Source organism: Granulicatella balaenopterae, assembly GCF_900111135.1.
GTDB classification, from domain to species: Bacteria; Bacillota; Bacilli; order Lactobacillales; family Aerococcaceae; genus Granulicatella; species Granulicatella balaenopterae.
This window is the reverse complement of sequence record NZ_FOGF01000015.1, coordinates 22,201-47,269: the sequence shown is the minus strand read 5'-3', so window position 1 is coordinate 47,269 and position 25,069 is coordinate 22,201. Positions and strand designations below refer to the sequence as shown.

Genomic DNA, 25,069 nt, shown 5'->3' with positions numbered 1-25,069 from the left:
ACTGGATTGGTGAACCAGCCGACTCAGTAACGATTAACCTTTTAGCAGACGGTACAAAAGTTCAATCAGTAACTTTAAACGCTTCAAATAACTGGCAAGCTGAATTCAATAACTTACCAGTCTATAACCAAGAAACTGGTGCTAAAATCACTTACACCATTGCAGAAACAGCAATTCCAGGTTACACAAGCGGTATTAGCGGAACAGCTGAAACAGGATTCACTGTGACTAATACCATTACAGGAAAAGTATCTGTGCCAGTCACTAAGAAATGGATTGGAAAAGAAGCAGCTTCAGTAACTATTAATCTTTTAGCAGACGGCATAACAGTTCAACAAGTAACACTAAATGCTTCAAATAACTGGCAACATACCTTTACCGACCTAGAACAATATAAAGACGGTAAAGAAATTTCCTACACCATCGAAGAAGTTGCTATCTCAGGATACAAATCACTAATCACAGGTAATCAAGCAGATGGATTTGTAGTCACAAACACTAACACAGAAACAACTGCCATTCCAGTCGAAAAACACTGGATAGGCGAACCAGCCGACTCAGTAACCATTAACCTTTTAGTAGATGGTACAAAAGTTCAATCAGTAACTTTAAACACTTCCAATAACTGGAAATCAGAATTTAATAACTTACCAGTCTATAATCAAAAAACTGGCGATAAAATTGTTTATACCATCGAAGAACAAAACATTGATGGCTATACAAGTGCAATTACTAAAAACGGTGAAACATATATCATTATGAACACTAACACCGCTAAAATCTCAATCCCAGTTGAAAAACAATGGATTGGTAAAGCAACAGAATCAGTAACGATTAACCTTTTAGCCGACGGCATAAAAGTTCAATCAATAAATTTAACTGCTGATACAAATTGGCAAGCTACGTTTGATAAGCTAATGAAATACGACCCAACAGATGGACACGAAATTACTTACGCCATCGAAGAAGTCGCTATCTCAGGTTATATAACAACAATTACAGGCTCAATGATGAATGGATTTATTGTGGAAAATAAACAAAATGATATTCCAGTCGAACCTGAAAATCCAGGAAATCCAACTCCTGATCCAAAAGTACCAGAAACAGGAAATCCAACTCCTGATCCAGAAGTACCAGAAACAGGAAATCCAATACCAGATCTAGAAGTACCAAAAACAGGAAACCCATCTCCAAATAACGTATTACCACAAACAGGAGCAAAATCTTATATGATTCAAATAGGTATGGCAGTTGTATTCGTTCTTGTTGGAGGTAGTGTAATCTATCAAAAGAAAAAATCTAAATAATAACGCTTATTATTTTATAGATTAATCAAAAATTATCTAAACTGCATCAAGTACAAAGGAAATCTTCTATGTATTTGGTGCAGTTTTTTTGCTGTAGGAAAGGGCGAATTTTTTTCATAAAAAAACTAATCACTTTATCTTATTAGAAGTGATTAGTTAAATTCGTTCGATAGTTTATTTTTGTATATTATCTCTTATTTTTTATCGTTTTCTACTTTAATATTTGCTGGTTTTTATCTTTCATAGTAGCGGATAACGATTTTTTTAAGGATTGGATATAGTAGTGGTACGGCAATAATGGTTACGGCTGCTGATCCGAATGTGCCGCCGATTTTTACTAGGGCTGCTAGGAAAGCTGGTTTGAATGCTAATCCGCCGACCAACATATTGCGGAAGAAGGTGTATTTGATTAAGTTTACAATAATTTTTGTAACAGCTGCTACAATGGCGCAAATAATAATATTAAAAGGGGTGTCGTGTTTTTTCATGGCTTTTTCAAAGACTAAATACAATACAAAAGCCACGATTAAGGATTCTAAGACTGTCACCCAAGCAACTGATGCATAACCATGTGTGATATCGAAAATAGCTAGTCCGATCGAAGCAGCAATCGCTCCTCTTTTGGCACCGAAGACTAAGATACCAACAGCGATTAATGCATTGCCCATATGAACGAACTGGCTTCCCATCGGTATTCTAAAAAACATAATTCCTAAGACAATTAATGCGGCGTATAAGCCAATAACGGTTAAATCTTTTGTTTTTAAATTCATGATACATTCTCCTTTAATAATTGATTGATAATCCCTACTAATTCCAAGATAAATGGTTCATAAAGGATCCCCATGCGCAAATCTGTTTGATGCGTAAGCGTATAGCGTAGGGTTTGGTTCATCCAAGTCATCATATTCGGTATGGCTTTTTCTAGCGGTAGTCCTTTGATATGGCAAATGGCTAGTAAGGTAGTCATTAAGTCGCCCGTTCCTGTAAAATGCCCGCCAATTTTTTCTTCTTGGTAGTAGTGTAATTCTTGTGTTGTAGCGTCATAATAACTCATGCCGATGATGGTATCTGAAAATGGAATCCCAGTTAGCACTACTTTTTTAGCTCCTAAGTCGATTAGTTTTTGGCTTAAGTCTTCTAAGTATCTCTCATCAATACCTTCCTTACGATAGACGGTATCTGTTAAAAAGCAAGCTTCGGTGATATTTGGTAAGACTAGATTGGCTTTGGCTACTAGTTCTTTTAGTTTGTGGATATATGTTTGTTCGAAGCCTTGGTAGAGTCTACCATTATCTGCCATCACTGGGTCGACAATTAAGGGGCAGTTGGGAAGTTTTTTCTCTAAGTAGTCTCTTAATAAATCGATTTGTTTGTTTTCTGAAAAGTATCCGGTCACTACCGCATCGAAATTTAACTCTAAATCCATCCACTGTGCTAAGAATTGCTGCATGCCTTCTGTGTAATTATCTTTATATATATTTGTAAAGCCACCAGTGTGTGATGAGAGAATAGTGGTTAGAAGTAAGGCTGTTTCTATTTGCGATATGGAAAATAATGGGCTAGCTGTATGCAAAGTGATTTTTCCGATACCAGCTAAATCATTAACGAGTAATGCTTTTTTCATAAAATTCTCCTTTCAATTGCTATCTATATTTATTGTAAAAAAATATTGAAAACGATACAATAGGATTGAAATGTTTCTGTACCGGTACAGATTTAAAAAAAGGGGGTCAATGGATGAAAAAAAGTGAGAAGATTGTTTATTTATTAGTGGAGCGTTTAAGGAAGGGGGAATTAAAAAAAGGCGATAAATTACCGTCAATTCGGCAAATGGTGGAGGAGTTTCATTGTAATAAGGAGACGGTTCAGCGAGCTTTGGCAGTCTTGAAGCAGGAGCAGTATATTTATTCGGTGGAAAAGAGTGGACATTATGTTTTGAATGATTTGCATAAGGAATCAAGTAGTGCTTTGGAGGAGACGGCTTTACCGAGTGAGGTGCAGTTCCCATTAAGTGATTTTCAGTTGTGTGTGAATGAAGCTTTGTTGAGTAGGCGAAATTTGATGATTGGTGATAAGATTCCAAGTGTGGGGATTCCGGAATTATTGAGTTCACTACAGCATTTATTAATGGAATATGATGTGTATGCCAAAAAGGAGCAATTATTGGTAGTTGATCGGATTCAACAAGTTTTGTATTTGATTGTGCGTATGGTGAAAGAGACACCGGGAAAAAAGATGTTAATTGAGCAGCCGACTTATCATCATATGAATCATTTAGTAGAGGTATTACAAGTGCCGTATCAAGTGATTAGTAGAACGCCTGAAGGGATTGATTTAGTGGAGTTGGAGCGGTTATTTTCTTCGGGGGAGATTATGTGTTTTTATACGATTTCTCGTCTGCATTATCCTTTAGCGGGAAGTTTTTCGGAGGAGGAGAAGAAGCGGATTGTTGCTTTGGCTAGAGAGTATCGGGTGATGATTATTGAGGATGATTATATGGCGGATTTTTCTAGTGGTCAGTCGGCGCCTTTACATTATTATGATACGGATAATCGTGTGGTTTATTTGAAAACATTTTCGTCTATTATGTTTCCGTCGTTTCGTTTAGGAGTGGTTGTCTTGCCTAAAGCTTGGCATCAACAGTTGAGTTATCAGAAGGAATTGATGGGGTATGATGCGAATTACTTATTGCAGAAGTCTTTATCTTTATATATTGAAAATGGTATGTATCACAAACACCAAAAACGATTAATTGCTTTGTATCGAAAGAAAAAACAAGTAGCCGCTATGATTTTAGAACAGTATTATCCAGGTAAAGTCTATTTGCAACATACGATGATGATTTTTCCTTTGAAAGAGAATGTATCTATGGATTGTTTACATCAATTGGTTCAACAAGAAGCCAACTTTGACTTAATGGAGCGTGCTTATTTAGCGGAATGTCCTTATCAATACTTAAAATTGGATATTCGCTTAATGGATGTATTAGTGATTGAACAGCAATTGCCGACTTTATTAGCTAAAATTACTGACTTTACTCAATAAAATGTAAATAAAAAGTACCACAATCAAACTTAGGTTGTGGTACTTTGCTAGTTAGAGTGATGTTTTCGAGTTAATGATAAAAAATATTTTCACCACTTTGTTTTTAGTTTTGTGAGCGAGTTGCATTGGTTTACATTAATGATTTGCTGGCTAGTTGTTGTGCTTTTTTTGTATTGGCAAAGTGGAGTTTTGCGACTTTTCCTAGGGTTTCCATACCACCTTGTTTTAGAATTTTTGCGGCTACTTGATCACTAACAGCATTGGCGCCTGAAGGTAATCTTGTGCCGTATTTTTTTTCTAGGGTTTCTAAGCCATCTAAAAAGGCTGCACGGGCAATAATTGATGCGGCTGCCACGGCGATGTGTTTGCCTTCACCTTTTGTTTCAAAGTAAAGATTGTCACGGATGATACTTTCTTGTCCTTTTAAGTAGCGGAAATAGGTTTCTGGCTTACAAAATTGGTCGATTAAGTAGGCTTGTGGCTGTTTATCTAGTTGTTTGGTTAGTAATTGTAGGGCTTGATTATGTAATAATACCTTCATTTCATGAGCGTTTTTTGTTTGTTGGACGCTATTATATTTTTCGGGCCATAAGACTAATAATTTATAAGGGATAGTGACTTTGATTAATTGAGCGATGTCACGGATTTGTTTATCACTTAAGGCTTTGGAATCTTTTACCCCTAATTCTTTTAATAAGTCGATTTTATCGCTAGAAACATAGGCGCTACAGACGGTTAGTGGGCCAAAGTAGCTACCATTGCCGACTTCATCGCTTCCCATTACTGACCAAGTGCTAAAACCTTTTGGTAGGGAAGATTTTTTTGTTGCCTCTGATTCGGATGCGGATAGATTTTCTGTTTGTAAGAATGCATCGACTCCTAGGCCTTGGATGACGGTTTTGCCGGATTGATAGGCTGTTATTGTAACGTCTGGTAATTTTAGTTGATAGTGTGCATAGGGCGGTGTTTTGGCTTTATAGGCTTTGTATTTTTCGCCCATCGCTTCAATTTGTTGGTTGGTTAATTTGATGACGGCTTGTGACATGTTATCCCTCCTTAAAATAGTTATTTTTACTATAACATGATGTTTGAGATGTGTCGATTTTAATTTTTAGTTGGGGTGGCTTTTGTCTAGAATATGTAGTTGAAATCATTTTGTAATATTTTGTTATCAGTTAGTTATCACAATTTGACGTATTTATGGTATAGTAGGTACGTCTGAAAAAGGGAGGGATTTGTGCGATGAAAAAAAGATTATTAACGTTAAGTGCAATCTTTTTAGCTAGTCTATCGGTAGTGCCTAGTGTATTTGCAGATTCAGTCGACGAGATGGAGAGTCGCAAATCTGAATTACAAGAGCAATCTTCAAGCATTTCTGAAGAGATTTCCGAAAAAGACCATCAAATACAAGTATTAGAGCAAGATATCGCTGCATTAGAGGAAGAAATCTCTGTTATGCAAGGAGAGATATCTCAATTAGTTAACCAATTAGAAGAGCAAGAACAAAAATTAATGGAAACCCAACAAGAAATAAAACGCCTAGAATCAGAAATAGAGTCATTAGTGAAGATTATCAATGAGCGTAATGATTTATTAGAGTCGCAAGCTCGTGTTGTGCAGATTAATGCTAATCCACAAGAGTTGTTAGCTATTTTATTAGAATCGAATAGTATTACTGATTTGTATAATCGTGCTAATGTCTTAACAACTATTATGGCTGCTAACCGTTCGATTATTCATGAGCAAAAAGAAGACCAAGATACATTGGTTGCTAAGCGTCAAGAAGCTGAAGCGGATTATAATTATTCATTAGAATTAAAGCAAGAGATTGAAGTTTCTAAAAGTAATCTAATTGCGCAAAAAAGTGAATTAGATGATAAGGTTAGTCAGATTATGGCAACTGTTTCGATGACGGAATCAGAAAAAGAACAATTAGAAAGCAAGCAATCTGACATTACTCAACAAACAACAGCCCTAGCAGCTGAGATTGAAGCTGAGCGTGCTCGTCAAGAAGAGATTAAGCGTCAAGAAGAGGAAGCGCGTCAAAAAGCCATTGCCGAAGCGGAAGCTAAAGAAGAAGCAGAATCAGCTGATAAAGAACAAGTTTCATCGAATTCAAGCTTTATTATGCCAGCAAGTGGGGTGTATACATCTTATTTTGGCCCTCGAGTATATCCATTTGGTGGGTATGATTTCCATTTAGGCTTAGATATTGCCGGTTCAGGTACTATTTCAGCAGCATATGGTGGTACCGTTGAGCGTGCTGGGTATAATAGTAGTTATGGTTATAATGTGATTATTAATCATGGAATCATCAATGGTGTGGAAGTGAAGACTTTATATGGTCATATGCAACCAGGCTTAAAAGTTGCGGCAGGGATGACTGTTTCGCAAGGGCAAGCATTAGGTATTATGGGATCAACAGGGGATTCAACAGGGGTTCACTTACATTTTGAAGTTCGTGAAAATGGCCGACATGTTGACCCATTAGGATATTTATAAAGTGCATCTGAAGATGAGTCATATTAGGTGTCTATATTTTATGATAGGTTAGGACTAAGCGCTTTTGTGTTTAGTCTTTTTTATCGAAAAAACTGCCAAGTATCCTTGGAATATAGCGGACAATGAGCGGTTTTAATGCATTAAAATTGCGTTAGCATTAGAAGAGTAGTATCATAATAATCACAATAGAAAAAGGGGAAAATTGAGTGGAAGTCATTAAATCAAATAAGAATACCAAGATTAAAGAATGGATAAAATTAAAAGCAGCAAAAGGTCGTAAGAAGGCTCGCCAATATATGATTGAAGGGGAGCATTTAGTTGAAGAAGCCATTAACCATCATGCAGATATCGATAAGGTTGTTGTAACGGATGAAAAGCTTGATCAATACCGCTCATTATTATTCCCATATGAATCTGATATGGTCGTTGTAAATGATAGTGTGATGAAGTCATTATGCGAGACACAAGCTAATCAAGGGATTGCAGCGATTATCAATATGCCTGATCGTAGTAGTGAAGTAAAAGAATTTGATGGGAAAGTTTTATTAGTAGATGCGGTTCAAGATCCAGGTAACTTAGGAACCATTATTCGTACGGCTGATGCGGCTGGATTTAGTGCGGTGGTATTAGGTGAGGGGACGGTTGATTTATATAATGATAAGGTATTGCGTTCAATGCAAGGGAGTAACTATCATTTACCAATTGTTCATGCGAATTTAGTGGAATGGATTACAACTTATCAAGAAAAAGGTTTGCCAGTATTTGCGGCGGCTTTAGATGAACAGGCCAAAGATTATCAAGTAATTGCTGGTATTGAAAATCAAGCAATCATAGTTGGAAATGAAGGTCAAGGAATCAATCCAGATATTCTTTCCATTACGAAGAATAAGATTATGATTCCAATCTATGGAGAAGCTGAATCCTTAAATGTATCGATTGCGGCAAGTTTATTGATGTATAAAGCACAAGAAAAAAAGGGGTAAAAAATGAAAAAACATTGGACACAGGATACACATTTTGTTGAAATTGTTGGAGATTTAGTGAATACGGATGCTGTTAAGAAGTTGGATGAGATTACTCACCACCATGTCACTACTCGTTTTGAGCATAGCGCTTCAGTTGCCTATGTTAGTTATAAATTAGCAAAACGTTTTAAGAAGATGGATGAAAGAGAAGTTAGTCGTGCAGCTTTACTACATGACTTATTTTATTATGATTGGCGTGAGACGAAATTCATTGAGGGAAGCCATGCTTATGTGCATCCCCGAATTGCGGCTGAGAATGCTGAAAAGTTAATGCCATTGACCGACAAACAAAAAGATATCATTGTGAAACATATGTGGCCAATGACCATTGCTTTACCGAAATATAAAGAAAGTTTCATGGTATCATGTGTTGATAAATACTGTGCCTTGAAAGAAGTAATCGTTTTAGGAACACCTAGAAAATACAATCAATTAAAAGTTTTAGCAGCTAGTGCTTTATTTTTCCTAGTTAAATAATGAAAAAGCTTGAAAACTATTGACGAAGGATAGCCAAGTTGTTAGAATGAAGTAAGTTAAATTAATAAATACAGTGACAGAAAAGGGTTTTATACAAGATTCAAATTACAGGGAGAAAAATCACTAGACTGCAAGTTTTTCAACTGAATCATAAAGCTTTTCACTTCTGTAGTAGACATTGGGATTTTATAGTATATAAATGAATAATGTTCCGGTTAACTAGCCGTTAGTTAGTATCGAGTGCCTAATCACACGTAATGATAATCGATTAGGAACTAGGGTGGTACCACGATGATTCGTCCCTTATTTTATATAAGGGGCTTTTTTATATACAAAAGAGGAGGAAGATTGATGAATTTAGAAGAAATGAAACAACAATTTGATGATATTAAAGCTCAAGTTCTCGTGCAATTAGAACAAGCACAGTCATTAAAAGATGTTGAAAAAATCCGTGTTGAGCAATTAGGTAAGAAAGGCCCAATCACAGGAGTCTTACGTAATATGAAGAACTTAGACCCTGCAGAACGTCCAAAAGTTGGCGCATTAGCCAATGAATTACGTGGATTATTAGAAGAAAAAATTGCAGAAGCTAAAACAATCTTAGAAGCAAAAGCCTTAGAAGAAACATTAATGAAAGAAACCATTGATGTAACATTGCCAGGTAAACCAATACCAGTCGGAACAAGCCATGTCTTAGCACATGTATCTGACCAAGTTGAAGATTTCTTCGTTGGCTTAGGTTATCAAGTAGTGGAAGGTCCAGAAGTAGAATCAGATCACTATAACTTTGAAATGATGAACTTACCAAAAGACCACCCAGCTCGTGATATGCAAGATACTTTCTATATTACAAATGAGCATTTATTACGTACACAAACATCTCCAGTACAAGCTCGTACAATGGAAAAACATGACTTCTCGAAAGCTCCATTAAAAATGATTAGTCCTGGACGTGTATTCCGTCGTGATAGCGATGATGCGACTCACTCACACCAATTCTACCAAATTGAAGGTCTTGTAATTGACAAACATATTACAATGGCTGACTTAAAAGGTACTTTAGCAGCATTTGCCAAAGAATTATTCGGCCCTGAGCGTGAAGTTCGTCTACGTCCAAGTTATTTCCCATTTACTGAACCATCATTAGAAGTAGATATTAGCTGTTTCAAATGTGGCGGTAAAGGCTGTTCAATCTGTAAAGGAACTGGTTGGATTGAAATTTTAGGATCAGGTATGGTTCACCCGAATGTATTAGAAGCTGCAGGCGTTGACTCAAGTGTATATGGTGGGTTTGCATTTGGTTTAGGACAAGACAGAATTGCCATGTTAAAATACGGAATTGAAGATATCCGTTCATTATATACAAATGACGTACGTTTCTTAAATCAATTTGCAGGGAAGGAGTAAAAATAAATGAAATTATCTTATGAATGGTTAAATGAATTTTTAGATTTATCAGAAATCACACCACACGAGCTTGGTGAAAAAATGTCTCGTACAGGTATCGAAGTTGATAGCGTTGAAATCCCTGGAGAAGGAATGAAAAAAATCGTTGTAGGGAAAGCATTTGCTGTTGAGCCTCATCCAGATTCAGATCACTTAAATATCGTTCAAGTTGAAGTTGGTGAGGAAGAACCAATTCAAATCGTTTGTGGCGCTCCAAATATTGCTGCAGGTCAAAAAATCATCGTAGCAATGCATGGCTCTCGTATTGCTGGTGGACACAAAATCAAACGTGGTAAATTACGTGGTGTGCCTTCAAATGGTATGATTTGTTCATTACAAGAATTAGGTATTTCTGAATCATTAGTACCAAAAGAATACGAAGATGGCATCTATGTCTTTGAAGATGAAGCTGTTGAAGTAGGTTCTTCAGCAATTGAAGCTTTAGGATTAGACTCAGCAATCGTTGAATTAGATATTACTGCTAACCGTGCCGATGCTTTAAGTATGCGTGGTTCAGTTCACGAAATCGCAGCAATTTATGGTTTAGAGCACAATTTAGGAGCTGACGTATTTGAAGCAGGCGAATCAAATACCATTCCTGAATTCGTAACCGTTAATGTAGAAAATAATGAAGATGCACCAGCTTATCACGCACAAATTATTAAAAATGTAACGGTAAAACCAAGTCCACAATGGATGCAAAATCGTTTAATGGCAGCTGGAATTCGTCCAATTAATAATATTGTCGATATTACGAACTATGTATTAATCGAATTTGGTCAACCCTTACACGCTTTTGACTACGATAAATTAAACTCAAAAGAAATCTTAGTAAGACGCGCAACAGAAGGTGAAACAATAACAACTTTAGATGAAGTTGAACGCACATTAACAGATGAAATCGTTATTACTGATGGTCAAAAACCAATTGCCTTAGCTGGCGTAATGGGTGGATTTGACACTGAAATCTCTAAAGAAACAACAACTGTCTTATTAGAATCAGCAGTCTTTAACCCAGTGGCTATTCGTACAGCAGCCGCTACTCATAACTTACGTAGCGAATCAAGTAGCCGTTTTGAAAAAGGTATTAACTTATCTACTATCTTACAAGCGGGTAAACGTGCTGCAGAATTAATGGTTGAATTAGCAGATGGAGAATTAGTTCCAGCAGTAGCATCAGTTCAAACATTAACAAATGAAGAACCTGTTGTATCAATTCGCTTATCTCGTTTAAACCACGTATTAGGAACAAAATTGTCAGTTGAAGAAGTAACACGTATTTTCGCACAATTAGGCTTTGATTGTGATTTTAATGATGATTTATTTACAGTAACGATTCCTTTAAGACGTTGGGATATCTCAATTGAAGCTGACTTAGTAGAAGAAGTTGGTCGTATTTATGGATATGATCGTTTACCACAAACGATGCCAACAACTGAAAGTACACAAGGCGGCTTAACACCGAAACAACGCTTTGTACGTTGGACTCGTCAATTCATGCAAGGAGCAGGCTTATCACAAGCTTATTCATATGCCTTAACAACACCAGAAAAATCTCACTGGTTTACAATGGAAAATCATGAAAGTATTCGTTTAGATTTACCAATGAGTGAAGATCGTAGTGAATTACGTCAATCATTATTACCAAGTCTATTAGAAGCTGTTCAATATAATGTTAACCGTAAACAATCAGACGTTCGTTTATTTGAAGTAGGGAAAATCTTCTCAATCCAAAATGATGAATACGTTGAACAAGAAGTCATCGGGGCAGCAATTACTGGTAATGTCTTAAACAAAACATGGCAAACAGCTGCAGAATCAGTCGACTTCTTTATGATGAAGGGAATCTTAGAAGCCTACTTTGCACAAATGGCTTGCCTAGATCAAATTCGCTTTGAAGCACTAACGGATATGGAACAATTACACCCAGGACAATCAGCTTTAATCTACTTAAATGATGAAGTAATCGGTTTTGTGGGACAAGTACATCCATTAGTTCAAAAAGATTTAGACCTAAAACAAACATTTGTATTTGAATTAGCACTTGAACCATTATTGGCTATTAATAGCAAACAACGTGAAGTACATACTGTTGCAAAATTCCCAGGTATGTCTCGTGATATCGCCTTATTAGTACCGACTAGCGTTTCAAACGATGAATTAGTAACAATCATTAAAGCTAATGGCGGTAAATACTTACAATCAGTTACATTATTTGATGTTTACCAAGGTGATAAAGTAGAAGATGGCTTTAAATCATTAGCTTATAGTTTACAATTCTTAAACCGTGAAGCTACTTTACAAGAAGAAGATGTTACTAAAGCAATGAGTAAAATTACGGAAGAATTACAATCAGTTGAAAAATTAGTCATCCGTTAAAACGCTTTAATTAAAGTGATTTTGGATGAAAATTTCGAATTTATTAGTGAAATTTAAATTATATGTAAGAAAATTATTGCAATCATAGTTTGAATTTTGTATAATGAAAGACGTTGGAAACAACTGATCAGTAATACTTAATACAAAGATTGAAAGAGGGGTGAACCCATTGCCAAATATCGAATCACAAATCAAACGTGTACGTACTAACGAAAAAGCAACTTTAGCTAACAACGCTAAAACATCTGCTATGCGTACAGCAATCAAAAAATTTGACGCTGCTGTAGCTGCTGGATCTGAAGACGCTGAAGCTTTATTACGCGCTGCTCACAAAGCAATCGACGGAGCTGCTTCTAAAGGTTTAATCCACGCAAACAAAGCATCACGTGACAAATCACGTTTAGCTGCTAAATTAAACAAATAATTATTAATTGTTTATAAATTCCTTGCCACTTAATGTGGTGAGGTTTTTTTGTTGTGTGGGAGACAAGTCTACTTTAAAGGGTTCTATCATTTATAGGCGTTACAAGTCTATTTTATGAGAAAAAAGTGTAGCAGAGTCTTTTTGTGGTGGGGTTCATTAGAAAGGTTTAGAAAATGTTTTCATTTTGTTCTAGTAAGGAATCAGTTGGCTTTTGTAATTGCTTTTTGGGATAATCTTGGTAATTTTATAGTTTAGACTGTTTTATAATACTAATTTGTGATATTATAGTAGAAAGAGCTTAATGATAGATTGGAGTCGTATTCACATAATGAAAAGAAAAGGATTATTAATTGTTTTATCAGGACCATCAGGAGTGGGTAAGGGAACTGTTAGAACAGCAATTTTTAACAAAGAAAATCAAGAATTTACATATTCTGTCTCAGCAACAACTCGCTCACCACGCGCAGGCGAAGTTCATGGGAAGGATTATTTTTTTGAAACAAGAGAAGATTTTGAAGAGATGATTGAAAAAGGTGAATTATTAGAATACGCTGAATATGTTGGCAATTATTATGGTACACCAATGAATTACGTAGAAAAAACTTTAGAAAGTGGCAAGGATGTCTTTTTAGAGATTGAGGTTCAAGGAGCGATTCAAGTTCGCGAAAAGATGCCAGATGGAGTATTTATCTTCTTAACGCCACCAGACTTAGATGAGTTGGAATCACGTATTGTTAATCGTGGGACAGATTCAGATGAAGTAATTTTAAAACGTATGAAGAAAGCCCGTGAAGAACTTGAATTAATGAAGTATTATGACTATTCTGTCGTTAATGATAAAGTTGACAATGCTGTAGATGCGATTGAGTGCATCATCAAATCAGAACATTTAAGAATTGACCGTAATATGGATATTATTCTTGAAATGGAAGACGGCTTTGAAGAAGCAATGGAAGATAAAAAATAAAAATAAAAATAGCGATAAGAAATGAGGAATGTATTATGATGTTATATCCATCAATTGACAAATTATTAAACAAAATCGATTCAAAATATTCATTAGTTATTTTGTCAAGCAAACGAGCACACGAATTACACCACCAAGCAACTCCACGTTTAGAAAAATATGAGTCAGCTAAAAATGTAGGTCGTGCTTTAGAAGAGGTTTTATGCGGAGAATTAACAATTTCTGAAGATAGCAAACCGGTTGAAGTATAATCTGAGTATTAATATCAGAAAATAAATATGCTAATAGAGGTTAGAAGCTATTTCTAACCTCTATTTATTTTTTTAGAAAGGGGTAGTATATGTACGCAAAAGTAATTGTTGATGTTTGGGCAAATCAATTGAATCGACCATTTGATTATTTAATTCCTGAAGAGTTTGAAGATATTATTGAAGTTGGGATGCGTGTGGCTGTGCCATTTGGTTCTCGTACAGTGCAAGGTTTTGTGATGGACATTGTTTTAGAAACTACTTTTGAAGGGAAGATTAGTCCCATTATCAAACCCATGGACTTAGAGCCAGTGTTAACACCAGAAATGATTTTATTGGGACAGCATATGTCTCAAACGGTCTTTGCTTTTTTAATTTCTTGCTATCAGACTATGCTACCGCCAATGTTAAAATCAAAATACGAAAAATATTTTCACTTAAAAGACCCAGAAGCTTATCCGGAAATTTATCAAAATTATTTTAATGGCGAAGATACAGTCGAGGATGTGGGTCAATTTACTAACCAAGAATTAGCAAAATTATTGCGTTTGCGTAAAGAAGGTGTTGTATCAGTTGAGCATAAAGTGATTGATAAAGCCAAGGTTAAGATGGAAGATTGGCTTATTAGATTGCAATCACCGATGGATTATCAAGTGATTCAAGCAGCTACTCCATTAAAAGCGACGAAGCAAAAATTGTTTTTAGCAGCTTTAGAAGCTTTACCAAAAGAACAATCTGAGATACTAAAAAAAGATTTTGTTGACCAAAATGGCTTTACCGCTGCAGATGTTAAGACTGCTATTAGTAAGGGGTGGGTAAAATTAGAAAAACGTCCTGTTAATCGTGATCCATATGCAGGTAGAGAATTTACCCAGACAAATGCTTTACAATTAAATGAAGCGCAGCAATTAGTTTTTGATGAAGTGTTACATGATATGCGTCAAGATATTGTTAAAACCTACCTTTTAGAAGGGGTTACCGGTAGTGGGAAGACCGAGCTTTATTTACAATGGATTGATGAAGTGATTCAAAAAGGCAAGTCAGCCATGATGTTAGTGCCAGAAATTTCTTTAACACCGCAAATGGTGAATCGCTTTAAGTCACGTTTTGGGGACCGAGTGGCGGTATTACATAGTGGATTAAGCGCAGGAGAGAAGTTTGATGAATGGCGTAAGATTAAGAATAAAGAAGCGGATATTGTCGTTGGGGCAAGGTCTTCAATTTTTGCGCCGATTGAAGATATTGGGATTATTATCTTAGATGAAGAGCATGAAAGCAGTTATAAACAAGAAGAAAATCCACGTTATCATGCGAGAGATATTGCCATTTGGCGTGCGAGGTATCATCATTGTCCAGTTATTTTGGGAAGTGCTACACCATCTTTAGAATCACGAGCTCGAGCGCAAAAAAGTGTCTATCAATTATTAGAACTACCAACACGTGCTAAGGATCAACCCTTACCAGAAGTTAAAATCATTGATATGAAGCAAGAATATTCAAAAAATCGTGGGACATTCTCATTGGAATTGCAAGAGGCGATAAAAGACCGCTTAGATAAAAAAGAACAAACTGTCTTATTACTGAATCGTCGTGGTTATTCCTCTTTTGTGATGTGTCGTGATTGTGGTTATGTCTTGGAATGTCCCAATTGTGATATTTCACTAACTTTACATATGGACGTCCATCAAATGAAGTGTCATTATTGTGGCTTTGAGACCAATATTCCCCGTCGCTGTCCAAAATGTTTTGAAAATCAGATTCGTTATTACGGAACAGGGACACAAAAAGTAGAAGAAGAATTACAAGAATTATTCCCAGAAGCACGCATTATTCGTATGGATGTTGATACAACTCGTAAAAAAGGGCAACATGAAGCTTTATTGAATAAATTCGGTTCAAATCAGGCGGATATTTTACTGGGAACGCAAATGATTGCTAAGGGACTTGATTTCCCAAATGTGACATTAGTGGGGGTTATTAATGCTGATACGAGTTTGAATATTCCTGATTTTCGTTCTTTTGAGCGGACATTCCAGTTATTAACGCAAGTAGCCGGGCGTGCAGGTCGAGGAGATTTAGCAGGGGAAGTCATGATTCAAAGTTTTAACCCAGAAAATTATGCCATCCAACTAGCCAAAAGTCATAATTATCGTGAATTTTATGCTAGAGAGATGCAAGTACGTCATATGGGGAATTATCCGCCATATGTCTTTACTACGATGATTACTGTCTCTAGTGAAGAAGAAGGCCTAGCTTTGCGTGAAGCTGTTAAGATTAGACAGTATTTGGAACAGATATTAACAGGACAGACGATTCTTTTAGGACCAACACCTAAATCGATTGCCCGCATTAATAAGCGCTATTATTTCCAAATATTAATTAAATATAAAAGAGAACCACAATTAACTCGAGCATTAAATGAATTGATGCTTCAAACCCAACAAACAACCGCTAATAAAGTGACGGTCTCGATTGATGTCGAACCGATGAGCTTTTTATAGTCATAAAATAAATACTCGTGACTTTGGTTGTGAGGAGAATTTTTTTAGAGAAAGGACGTACAAAATGAAAAATATTATCTTTATGGGAACGCCCGTATTTTCAACAAATATCTTAGAAATGTTATTGGAGGAAGGCTATACAGTAAAAGCTGTTGTAACTCAACCTGACAAACCTGTTGGACGCAAAAAAATTATTACACCAAGTCCAGTAAAAGAAGTCGCATTAAAACATGATTTACCAGTCTACCAACCAACAAAATTATCTGGTTCAGACGAATTAAAAGAATTAATGGCAATGGAAGATATCGATTTAATCGTTACGGCTGCATATGGTCAATTCTTACCACAATCATTTTTAGACTTTCCAAAATATGGTGCGGTCAATGTTCACGCTTCATTATTACCAAAATATCGCGGAGGAGCACCAATTCACTACTCAATCTTAAGTGGTGATAAAGAAACTGGTGTCACTATTATGCGTATGGAGAAAAAAATGGATGCCGGTAATATCCTCATGCAACGAGCAATCCCAATCCAAAAAACAGATGATGTTGCTTCAATGTTTGAAAAATTAAGCCTACTAGGTACCCAACTATTAAAAGAAGCCCTACCATTATTATTCGCAGGAAAATTAAAAGAAGTAACACAAGACGAAGCAAAAGTCTCATTCTCACCAAATATTACTCGTGAACAAGAACAAATCGATTGGAATAAATCAGCCGAAATGGTGGATTGTTTTATTCGTGGTTTACGTCCATGGCCAAGTGCCTTTACCTTATTAGAAGGAGCACGCTACAAAATTTGGGATGTAACACCATTAGAAGAGACAACTAAAGAAGCGCCAGGAACCATGTATATTGATGACGAAAATCGTGTCGTTATCGCATGTGGTGACCAAAAATTAGTCCAAGTTAATGTGATTCAACCAGCTGGTAAAGCAAAAATGGATATTAAAGCCTATCAAAATGGCTTCAAAGCTTTACTAGAGACAAAACCAGTATTTGAGGGGAAAATAAATGGATAAAGTAAGATCATCAGCAGTTGATATGTTAGTCGAAATCGAAAAAGGTGGCGCATACTCAACCATTCTATTTAATAAATATGTGCAAAAATATGACTTTTCTGATCAAGATAGAGGCTTATTAACGGAATTAGTCTATGGTACATTGCAACACAAACTAACCATCGATGAATATTTATCAGATTTCGTTAAAAAACCACAAAAAGTACAGCCATGGGTGATGAATTTATTACGCATTTCTGTCTATCAAAAAGTCTATTTAGATCGTATTCCTGATCATGCCATTATTTTTGAATCAGTTGAAATTGCGAAAAAGCGTGGACACCAAGGAGTCGTGAAATTCGTCAATGGCGTCTTGCGTTCATTCCAACGCGCCACATTAAAAGATTTAACTAAGATTAAACCCGACATAAAACGTATTAGCGTGATGTATAGTATGCCAGAATGGTTAGTTGAATTACTAGTCAAACAATTTGGCCTAGAAGAAGCAGAAGTGATTGCTGAATCTGTCTTAACTGCTCCAAGTGTTTCATTACGTATGCAAGATCCAAATGCTGACCGTGATGCTGTAATAGAAAGTCTAATTAAGCAAGGAATGGAAGTTGTGCCGTCTGTTGTATCACCACTTGGTATTCGCATTCTGAATGGTTCTATTACTAAGACACAAGAATTCCAAAATGGTGAAGTAACCATTCAAGATGAGTCTTCCATGTTAGTAGCCCCAGTCGGCAATTTAAAAGCAAGCGATCAAGTATTAGATACCTGTTCAGCACCAGGCGGAAAAACAACGCATATGGCTAGTTACCTAGCGGCTTCACAAGGCGGAAAAGTAGTCGCATTAGATATTCATGACCATAAAATCGCTCTTATCAATCAAAATGTTAAACGTCTACATGTAGAAGATCGTGTCGATGCCCGCAAATTAGATGCTAGATGTGCCGCAGAAGAATTCGGTGAAGAAACCTTTGATGCAATATATGTTGATGCGCCATGTTCCGGATTAGGTTTAATGCGTCGTAAACCAGATATCAAATATACAAAAAAATACCAAGATATGGAACAATTACATAAAATACAGGTAGAAATTTTAAATTCTGTAGCAAAACTTGTAAAAAAAGGTGGACGATTAATCTATTCAACGTGTACACTAAGTAATATAGAAAATAATTTAACCGTAATGGACTTTTTAGCTAGTCATACAGATTTCGCAATTGATCCAATTGTTGAATTAGACTACTTAAATGAATCATTACAAGAAAATGGAACAATTCAAATTTTACCAAATTACTATTATACAGATGGATTCTTCATCTGTCGTTTAGTGAGAATATAGGTAATGTGAAATTAGTCGAGGTGATAAGATGGAAATCGTAGTGAAAAGTGATCGTGGTCAAAAAAGAGCGGTCAACGAAGATTATGCCAATTATTTTTATAACCAATCAGGAATTGTATTATTAATTACTTGTGATGGGATTGGGGGTCATAATGCTGGAGATGTTGCGAGCGCAATGACTGTTTGTGAATTAGGTAATGCATGGCAAGAAACAGACTTTACCAATTTAGAAGACATTCATTTATGGTTGCGTAAATCGATTATAGCAGTCAATCAATCAATTTATTTAAAAGCCAAAAAAAATGAAGAATTAATCGGGATGGGAACGACTTTGGTAGCTGCTGTAGTCGTCGAAGAGAATGTATTGGTTGCCTATGTTGGAGATAGTCGTGTGTATTTACAACATAATCACACCTTAAATCTTTTAACGGAAGACCATTCTTTAGTGAATGAATTAGTAAAAAGCGGTGAAATTACTGCTGAGGAAGCCTTAGTTCATCCGAAAAGAAATTATGTTACTAGATCAGTAGGGGTGATGGATTCTGTTGAAGTAGATTTTGTCCGCTCCACAATGAAACAAGGAGATTGCTTATTATTATGCACAGACGGTTTAACGAATATGATCAGTGTGGATACCATTGAAGAATTATTAAGTAGCCAATTAAGTATTGAAGAAATTGCCGATACAGCAGTCGGACTAGCTAATGCTGCGGGGGGGACAGATAATATTACCATCCTATTAGCAAAAAAACAGATCAATGAAGGGTGTGAGAATTAATGCTTGAAGCTGGAAGAAATATCGGTGAAAGATATAAAATCATTTCGCATTTAGGGACAGGTGGAATGGCTACAGTTTACCTAGCAAGAGATTTGATTTTAGAGCGTGAAGTAGCCGTAAAAGTATTAAGACAAGACTTTTACACTAATCCAGATGCAATGAGACGTTTTCGTAGAGAAGCACTATCAGCAACACAATTAACTCACCCAAATATTGTTGGTGTGTATGATGTTGGTGAAGAAAATGGCTCAAGTTATATTGTAATGGAATATGTCAAAGGACAAGATTTAAAGTCATATATTGACGAAAAAGGGCCCATCTCACCAAGAGAGTCCGTTGCGATTATGAAGCAAATCTTATCCGCAATTGAAATGGCTCACCGTAATCGTATTATTCACCGTGATATTAAGCCGCAAAATATATTAATTGATCAATATGGCAATGTAAAAATTACTGACTTCGGGATTGCGATTGCATTATCAGAGACATCATTAACACAAACAAATACATTATTAGGTTCGGTTCACTACCTATCGCCAGAACAAGCGCGTGGTGGTATGGCAACCATTAAATCTGATATCTATGCATTAGGGGTTGTGCTATTTGAATTATTAGCGGGGCATGTACCATTTGATGGTGAATCAGCTGTCTCAATTGCTCTAAAACATTTCCAATCACCAATGCCACAATTAACCAAAATTATGCCAACGATTCCACAAAGTTTAGAAAATGTCGTCTTAAAAGCAACGGCTAAAGACCCATTGAATCGTTATGACTCATGTGAAGAAATGTTAGATGATATCTCAACAGCCTTAAATCCTAATCGTATTCATGAACCAGTCTATCAACCAAATACATTCTCAGGTGAGACAAAAGTATTGAAGCCGGTTGTCGAACATAGCCCAATTAAGAAGACAGCAACATCATTTGAAGATATTCCAATTGTCCCATTAGATGATGAACCACCAATGACAGTGAAGCACACAAACAATCAACCCGAAAAGAAAAAGCGTCGTAAATGGCCTTGGGTTGTTTTAGGATTGATGGTTGTTGCTAGTGTTTTCTTATTTTTCTATTATTCATTCGTGATGAATACACCAAAAGATGTTGAGATTCCAAATGTTGTGAATTTAACAGAAGAAGATGCGACTAAATTATTAGAAAAGTTCGAGTTAAGTGTAAAAGATATTAAACGTGAAAGTTCAGAAACTGTTGAAGCAGGAAAAGTCTTAGATAGTAATCCCAAACCAGGAACATCCGTTAAGACAGGCTCAAATGTGGTCTTAACAGTCAGTACAGGAACTGAAAAAATTACCGTAGCCAATTACGAAGGTCAAGATTATGAACAAGCTCGCGATGAACTCAAGAAATTAGGTTTTATTGTTGAGCGACGAGAAGATTATGATAATAATACACCAGAAGGAAAGATTATTTCACAAAGTATTGAAGCAGGAAAAGAATTAATCGCAAAAGACCAAGTCATGACTTTAACTATTAGTAAAGGGCAATCACCAATTGTTATAAAAGACTTATCAAAATATAGTCGTCAAGCAATTGAAGATTATGCTAAACAAAATGGTTTGCTAGTAAGTTTTAGCGAAAAAGAATCAGATAGCATGCCACAAGGCGCCGTTATTAGCCAAAATCCAGCAGCCGGAACAGAAGTCAAACAAGGTGATACATTAACAATTGTCTTATCAAAAGGCTTAGGAGAAAGAACCGTTACTAAAAAAATTACGATTCCCTATGTGAAGCCTGTTGAAACAAGTCAAGAACCAGAAACAAATAGTTCAGTTGCTGCCAAAAGTAATGTAGTTGAAATTTATGTTGAGGATGCTAATTTTTCATTTGATTCAATCTATCAAACCTATAAAATTACGGAATCAAAAACAATTGACATTAAATTCACATTATCAAATAAAGTACCAAAAGGACGTTACAAAATCGTTCGAGATGGTGAAACAATTGAAGAAGGATATGCACAATAAGCGGCTCTAAGTAACCTTATAAGCCAGTAAAAAGTGTCAATCTAGTAGAAGTTGGTAAACTAATATAGTTGCCAACTTTTTTTATCGAATTTTATATTAACGAGCTAGTTCAGTGGTACATGCTTTGCTAAATGTTTCACTGGCTTGTTCTAGGTAATATTATGCAAAAATAAAAAAGTCCTAAATCCAAATGAATCACTAAATGCCCCACAACCCAAGCGCCAAAGCCCGAAGCCATATCTTTATAGGAATACCTCTCTTCTACAACCTTAACTAATCAAGCAATAAGTTTTTATTTCTAATAATTCTTCAAAAAGAACCAGTATCATGCAAAAAAGTTGAAGATAAGTTTTCATTCTTAATAAATAAAATTTTGCGTTTTTTTATCGTTTTGCTAAGAGAAAGACACAATAAGATATCTTTGCCCAAAATAAATAAAAAATAAGAAAAGAAAACGTTCTATTCATTATGAAAATATGAATTGACCTCAGTATATCTTTGTAATAAAATGACAGCGATTTATGAAAGTAAAGTATATCTTAAGAAGCCTATTTGTCGATTAGTTGAAAGAAAATTATAAGTAGAACCATAAAAACGTTAAATCATGAAAGGGGAATATTAATGAAGAAAAAAATTATTATTGTATTAGCTTCTACAATGTTAGTATCAAGCATTGCACCCGTCATGGCAGTGAATGTACAAGCCAGTGAACCAGTATATGTGAATGACCAAAATCTTGAAGCGAAGATTACTGAAGATGCTCAGAAGTTAGCTGAACTTAAAGATGCAGTTAAGGGAACACAATATGAAAATATGACAAATAGTGCAATTGCGGCTTTGGAAAAATTAAAAGTACAAAACGAAACAGACCCAACATTGAAGTTCAATCCTGAAACAATCTATGACTTAGATAGCCTAGGTGCAAGAATTGAAGCACTAGCAGATGTAATTGATGCTATTAACTTCGCATCAAATGAACTAAGCGGCAAAGTTGAAGCAGCTCACCGTGAAATGGGATTCGCCATTACAAAACTAGTTATCCGCATTGCAGACCCATTCTCAAGTGTAGAATCAATCAAGAATCAAGTAGCTGTAGTTAACGATTTAAAAGAAAAATTAGTGAATTATGCAGACCTTGACCCAAATAGCCGCGCAACAGTCTATGCCAAAGCAAAACTAAGAAAAGCTATTTGGAATACAAGATTTGAACGCGATCAAAAAATTCTTGGGGTGAAAAATTTTAAAACCTATAATAACCTAAATAAAGTGATTACAAAAGCAGTTGGCATCCAATTAAGAAGAACAACAACTGTGCAAGATGTTGATAATGCTGTTTTGATGTTACAAGACGCAATGGAATTTGCATTACAACAATAACGAAAAATAATGAGACTTTTTGACAAATAGCATTCATAAGATTTGAGAAACCACGTGACTAAATAGCTCATGTGGTTTCTTTTTTATTCACAAACCACGACATCAACATCAAAAAGGCAAATCAAGCAAAGCGGGATGATTCCTAGTAAAGATAAGGGTAAAAAGAGAAACTATTCTGATTATTGTCTAAAAAAATAAAAAATAACGCAAATAATCAACAAAATATTTCACAAAGAAATCTGAATAATGTAATATATAAGTAAAGGATTTGACTGGATGATTCATGTTGAGACTCATTTTAGTTAATGAGTGACACATAAAGAGGAAGTTGGACAAATTTTTGAGCGATAAAAAAGATAGGAGGAAAAAATGAAAAAATTTTCTTATGTAGCCACAATTGGTACGCTATTATGGCTAGCTACTCCAACAGTAATGGCGACAGAACAAAACAATACCACACCAATTACTATTAAAGCGGTAGAGGACACCACACCAATAGATAACACCACACCAACAGACAATACCAAGCCAATAGAGGACACCACACCAATAGAAGATGGCGCTTCAATACCCCAAAAGCAACAACAAGGCTTTGTAAAAATTGACAACAAACTATATTATTTTTTAGAAACTGGTGAAAAAGTAATTGGTTTCTATACAATCCCTGATTCACAGCAGATGATTTATACGAATCAAGAAGGAATTGTTCAAACAGGCTGGATTCAAATTGGACAAGAGCGCTATTATGCGGATACTAAGACAGCATTTTTACGACAATCAGAATGGCTAAAAGATAAAGCCACAAATGATTGGTATTACTTTAACGAAAATGCTGAGTTAGTCAGAGATGCGATAGTAGATGAATACTATGTCGATAAAGATGGCAAACGTCTCCAAAATCAATGGGTACACACTCAACAAGAGCAGTGGTATTATTTCGGCAATGATGGCAAATATATCACCAATACATGGAAGGGATCATATTACCTAAAAGAAAATGGACAAATGGCCAAACAGGAATGGGCAAAAAGTCCCGAGACAGGTTGGCACTACTTTAATCCAGACGGTACCTATGTTCAAAACAAATGGGTCGGTGCTTACTACATTAAACAATGGGGCTATATGGCTAAAAACGAATGGATTTATGATAAAGACTATGAAAACTGGTTCTATATTAAAGAAGATGGCTCATATGCTCGTTATACATGGAAAGGCTCATACTATCTAAAAAAATGGGGCGAAATGGCCAAACAGGAATGGGCGTGGAGTCCCGAAACAGGTTGGCATTACTTTAATCCAGACGGTACCTACGTTCAAAACAAATGGGTTGGTGATTACTATCTAAAACAATGGGGTTATATGGCTAAAAACGAATGGCTCTATCAACAAAAAGATGGTAATTGGAATTATGTAGATGCAAATGGCAAAAAAATTAATAAAGGCTGGGTGCAAGTAGGAACAGATTGGTATTACTTTAAAGATGGTGGCTACTTAGAAAGCAATAGATGGATAGGAAGTTATTATTTAGAAAATTCTGGTAGAATGGCCAAAAATAAATCAATCGGCAAATATTATGTCGATGATACAGGATTATATCGCAAAAAAGTAACACTCGATGTACCCGTCTATCATCAATATCCCCAAGCAGTTAATTCATGCGAGGTATATGCCTTGACACAAGCCTTGCATTATAAAGGCTATGCCAAAGACAAAACAGCCTATCAACTAACCAAAGAAGTGAAAAAATCCCCTAATGGAAATCCACACAATGGCTATGTCGGTAATCCTTATTATAACGTCTCATCAATCGCAACAGTCTATCCAAAGGCACTATTGCCATTAGCACAACAATATGCTCCCGAAGCCATGGACGCAACAGGATATACACTTGATCAGATGAAAGAAGAAATCGTTAAAGGGAATCCCGTAATTGTCTGGGGCACAACGCCCAAATTTAGTTATCCAACTATGAATTATTATTGGTTTGGGCCTGAACCATCGAATGGACACGCAATTGTTTTAGCTGGATTTAAGGATGATTCCTTTTATTGCGCAGATTCAATCTCAGGACATTATTGGGTAAGTAGTCATAAAGTAGCAAAAGCCTATCAAATGCGTGGTAAAATGGCAATTATCATCAAATAAAGACTACCGCATGTTAACTAAATAGCTTCTAACAATAGATAAGCAATAGAGAAAAGACAAGTTTAGAAATCACTCGGCTAAAATAGCTGATGTGGTTTCTTTT

The 25,069-nt window shown here is 35.8% G+C and carries 20 protein-coding genes; 17 read left to right on the top strand and 3 right to left on the bottom strand.

What is annotated here, in order from left to right; all coding sequences use genetic code 11:
* Window positions 1-1,307, top strand: a 1,307-nt coding sequence (locus tag BMX09_RS04825) for a Cna B-type domain-containing protein (RefSeq protein ID WP_143054376.1), incomplete at its 5' end; no start/stop codon positions are given.
* Between the two features lie 233 nt (window positions 1,308-1,540).
* Here BMX09_RS04825 and BMX09_RS04820 read toward each other — a convergent pair.
* Together BMX09_RS04820 and BMX09_RS04815 are read right to left on the bottom strand one after the other, a co-directional pair.
* Window positions 1,541-2,083, bottom strand: coding sequence for an ECF transporter S component (locus BMX09_RS04820; protein WP_089746573.1), 543 nt, complete (start codon window positions 2,081-2,083; stop codon window positions 1,541-1,543).
* Window positions 2,077-2,934: a pyridoxamine kinase gene (locus tag BMX09_RS04815; RefSeq protein ID WP_089746572.1), complete on the bottom strand. Its 858-nt coding sequence runs from the start codon at window positions 2,932-2,934 to the stop codon at window positions 2,077-2,079. Before BMX09_RS04815 ends, BMX09_RS04820 begins: the two co-directional genes overlap by 7 nt.
* Before the next feature lie 113 nt (window positions 2,935-3,047).
* Between BMX09_RS04815 and BMX09_RS04810 the strand changes: the two genes are divergently transcribed.
* Window positions 3,048-4,355 (top strand): aminotransferase-like domain-containing protein, encoded by a 1,308-nt coding sequence (locus tag BMX09_RS04810; protein WP_089746571.1) that lies wholly within the window; start codon window positions 3,048-3,050, stop codon window positions 4,353-4,355.
* 130 nt (window positions 4,356-4,485) lie between these two features.
* Here BMX09_RS04810 and rnhC read toward each other — a convergent pair whose 3' ends face one another.
* Entirely contained in the window at window positions 4,486-5,400 is a 915-nt protein-coding gene (gene rnhC, locus BMX09_RS04805; protein ID WP_089746570.1) for a ribonuclease HIII, read from the bottom strand.
* A 197-nt stretch (window positions 5,401-5,597) separates the two neighbouring features.
* On the opposite strand from rnhC, the gene BMX09_RS04800 reads away from it, so the two are divergent.
* The 15 genes from BMX09_RS04800 to BMX09_RS04730 all read left to right on the top strand — a co-directional run bounded on the left by BMX09_RS04800 (window position 5,598) and on the right by BMX09_RS04730 (window position 24,966).
* A complete protein-coding gene (locus BMX09_RS04800; protein WP_089746569.1) occupies window positions 5,598-6,857 on the top strand; it encodes a murein hydrolase activator EnvC family protein in 1,260 nt (419 codons plus the stop codon).
* A gap of 206 nt (window positions 6,858-7,063) precedes the next feature.
* Window positions 7,064-7,840, top strand: coding sequence for a TrmH family RNA methyltransferase (locus BMX09_RS04795; RefSeq protein ID WP_089746568.1), 777 nt, complete (start codon window positions 7,064-7,066; stop codon window positions 7,838-7,840).
* A gap of 3 nt (window positions 7,841-7,843) precedes the next feature.
* Window positions 7,844-8,359: an HD domain-containing protein gene (locus tag BMX09_RS04790; RefSeq protein WP_089746567.1), complete on the top strand. Its 516-nt coding sequence runs from the start codon at window positions 7,844-7,846 to the stop codon at window positions 8,357-8,359.
* 351 nt (window positions 8,360-8,710) lie between these two features.
* A complete protein-coding gene (pheS, locus tag BMX09_RS04785; protein WP_089746566.1) occupies window positions 8,711-9,766 on the top strand; it encodes a phenylalanine--tRNA ligase subunit alpha in 1,056 nt (351 codons plus the stop codon).
* A 6-nt stretch (window positions 9,767-9,772) separates the two neighbouring features.
* Window positions 9,773-12,184 carry a phenylalanine--tRNA ligase subunit beta gene (pheT, locus tag BMX09_RS04780; RefSeq protein ID WP_089746565.1) on the top strand — a complete coding sequence of 804 codons (2,412 nt, stop codon included), beginning with the start codon at window positions 9,773-9,775 and terminating at the stop codon, window positions 12,182-12,184.
* A 169-nt stretch (window positions 12,185-12,353) separates the two neighbouring features.
* Window positions 12,354-12,608: a 30S ribosomal protein S20 gene (rpsT, locus tag BMX09_RS04775; RefSeq protein WP_089746564.1), complete on the top strand. Its 255-nt coding sequence runs from the start codon at window positions 12,354-12,356 to the stop codon at window positions 12,606-12,608.
* Between the two features lie 328 nt (window positions 12,609-12,936).
* The gene (gene gmk, locus BMX09_RS04770; RefSeq protein WP_089746563.1) at window positions 12,937-13,575 is read left to right on the top strand and encodes a guanylate kinase; all 639 of its coding nucleotides are present in this window, start codon (window positions 12,937-12,939) and stop codon (window positions 13,573-13,575) included.
* 35 nt (window positions 13,576-13,610) lie between these two features.
* The gene (rpoZ, locus tag BMX09_RS04765) at window positions 13,611-13,826 is read left to right on the top strand and encodes a DNA-directed RNA polymerase subunit omega (RefSeq protein ID WP_089746562.1); all 216 of its coding nucleotides are present in this window, start codon (window positions 13,611-13,613) and stop codon (window positions 13,824-13,826) included.
* Window positions 13,827-13,915: 89 nt separating this feature from the next.
* Window positions 13,916-16,324 carry a primosomal protein N' gene (priA, locus tag BMX09_RS04760; protein ID WP_089746561.1) on the top strand — a complete coding sequence of 803 codons (2,409 nt, stop codon included), beginning with the start codon at window positions 13,916-13,918 and terminating at the stop codon, window positions 16,322-16,324.
* Window positions 16,325-16,388: 64 nt separating this feature from the next.
* Window positions 16,389-17,348 carry a methionyl-tRNA formyltransferase gene (gene fmt / locus BMX09_RS04755; RefSeq protein WP_089746560.1) on the top strand — a complete coding sequence of 320 codons (960 nt, stop codon included), beginning with the start codon at window positions 16,389-16,391 and terminating at the stop codon, window positions 17,346-17,348.
* The gene (gene rsmB / locus BMX09_RS04750; RefSeq protein ID WP_089746559.1) at window positions 17,341-18,678 is read left to right on the top strand and encodes a 16S rRNA (cytosine(967)-C(5))-methyltransferase RsmB; all 1,338 of its coding nucleotides are present in this window, start codon (window positions 17,341-17,343) and stop codon (window positions 18,676-18,678) included. The genes fmt and rsmB overlap by 8 nt, the downstream gene beginning before the upstream one ends.
* Window positions 18,679-18,706: 28 nt before the next feature.
* Window positions 18,707-19,456, top strand: a complete 750-nt coding sequence (locus BMX09_RS04745) for a Stp1/IreP family PP2C-type Ser/Thr phosphatase (RefSeq protein ID WP_089746558.1) — start codon at window positions 18,707-18,709, stop codon at window positions 19,454-19,456.
* Entirely contained in the window at window positions 19,456-21,444 is a 1,989-nt protein-coding gene (gene pknB, locus BMX09_RS04740) for a Stk1 family PASTA domain-containing Ser/Thr kinase (protein WP_089746557.1), read from the top strand. Before BMX09_RS04745 ends, pknB begins: the two co-directional genes overlap by 1 nt.
* A 621-nt stretch (window positions 21,445-22,065) precedes the next feature.
* Window positions 22,066-22,821, top strand: a complete 756-nt coding sequence (locus BMX09_RS04735; RefSeq protein WP_089746556.1) for a CAMP factor family pore-forming toxin — start codon at window positions 22,066-22,068, stop codon at window positions 22,819-22,821.
* Between the two features lie 369 nt (window positions 22,822-23,190).
* Window positions 23,191-24,966, top strand: coding sequence for a C39 family peptidase (locus BMX09_RS04730; RefSeq protein WP_089746555.1), 1,776 nt, complete (start codon window positions 23,191-23,193; stop codon window positions 24,964-24,966).
* Window positions 24,967-25,069: the final 103 nt, after the last annotated feature.

Excerpts from the sequence above, each read along its gene's own strand:
- BMX09_RS04815 (WP_089746572.1), bottom strand. The coding sequence starts at position 2,934 with ATGAAAAAAGCATTACTCGTTAATGATTTAGCTGGTATCGGAAAAATC.
- BMX09_RS04810 (WP_089746571.1), top strand. The coding sequence starts at position 3,048 with ATGAAAAAAAGTGAGAAGATTGTTTATTTATTAGTGGAGCGTTTAAGG.
- rnhC (WP_089746570.1), bottom strand. The coding sequence starts at position 5,400 with ATGTCACAAGCCGTCATCAAATTAACCAACCAACAAATTGAAGCGATG.
- BMX09_RS04800 (WP_089746569.1), top strand. The coding sequence starts at position 5,598 with ATGAAAAAAAGATTATTAACGTTAAGTGCAATCTTTTTAGCTAGTCTA.
- BMX09_RS04790 (WP_089746567.1), top strand. The coding sequence starts at position 7,844 with ATGAAAAAACATTGGACACAGGATACACATTTTGTTGAAATTGTTGGA.
- pheS (WP_089746566.1), top strand. The coding sequence starts at position 8,711 with ATGAATTTAGAAGAAATGAAACAACAATTTGATGATATTAAAGCTCAA.
- pheT (WP_089746565.1), top strand. The coding sequence starts at position 9,773 with ATGAAATTATCTTATGAATGGTTAAATGAATTTTTAGATTTATCAGAA.
- gmk (WP_089746563.1), top strand. The coding sequence starts at position 12,937 with ATGAAAAGAAAAGGATTATTAATTGTTTTATCAGGACCATCAGGAGTG.
- rpoZ (WP_089746562.1), top strand. The coding sequence starts at position 13,611 with ATGATGTTATATCCATCAATTGACAAATTATTAAACAAAATCGATTCA.
- priA (WP_089746561.1), top strand. The coding sequence starts at position 13,916 with ATGTACGCAAAAGTAATTGTTGATGTTTGGGCAAATCAATTGAATCGA.
- fmt (WP_089746560.1), top strand. The coding sequence starts at position 16,389 with ATGAAAAATATTATCTTTATGGGAACGCCCGTATTTTCAACAAATATC.
- rsmB (WP_089746559.1), top strand. The coding sequence starts at position 17,341 with ATGGATAAAGTAAGATCATCAGCAGTTGATATGTTAGTCGAAATCGAA.
- BMX09_RS04745 (WP_089746558.1), top strand. The coding sequence starts at position 18,707 with ATGGAAATCGTAGTGAAAAGTGATCGTGGTCAAAAAAGAGCGGTCAAC.
- pknB (WP_089746557.1), top strand. The coding sequence starts at position 19,456 with ATGCTTGAAGCTGGAAGAAATATCGGTGAAAGATATAAAATCATTTCG.
- BMX09_RS04735 (WP_089746556.1), top strand. The coding sequence starts at position 22,066 with ATGAAGAAAAAAATTATTATTGTATTAGCTTCTACAATGTTAGTATCA.
- BMX09_RS04730 (WP_089746555.1), top strand. The coding sequence starts at position 23,191 with ATGAAAAAATTTTCTTATGTAGCCACAATTGGTACGCTATTATGGCTA.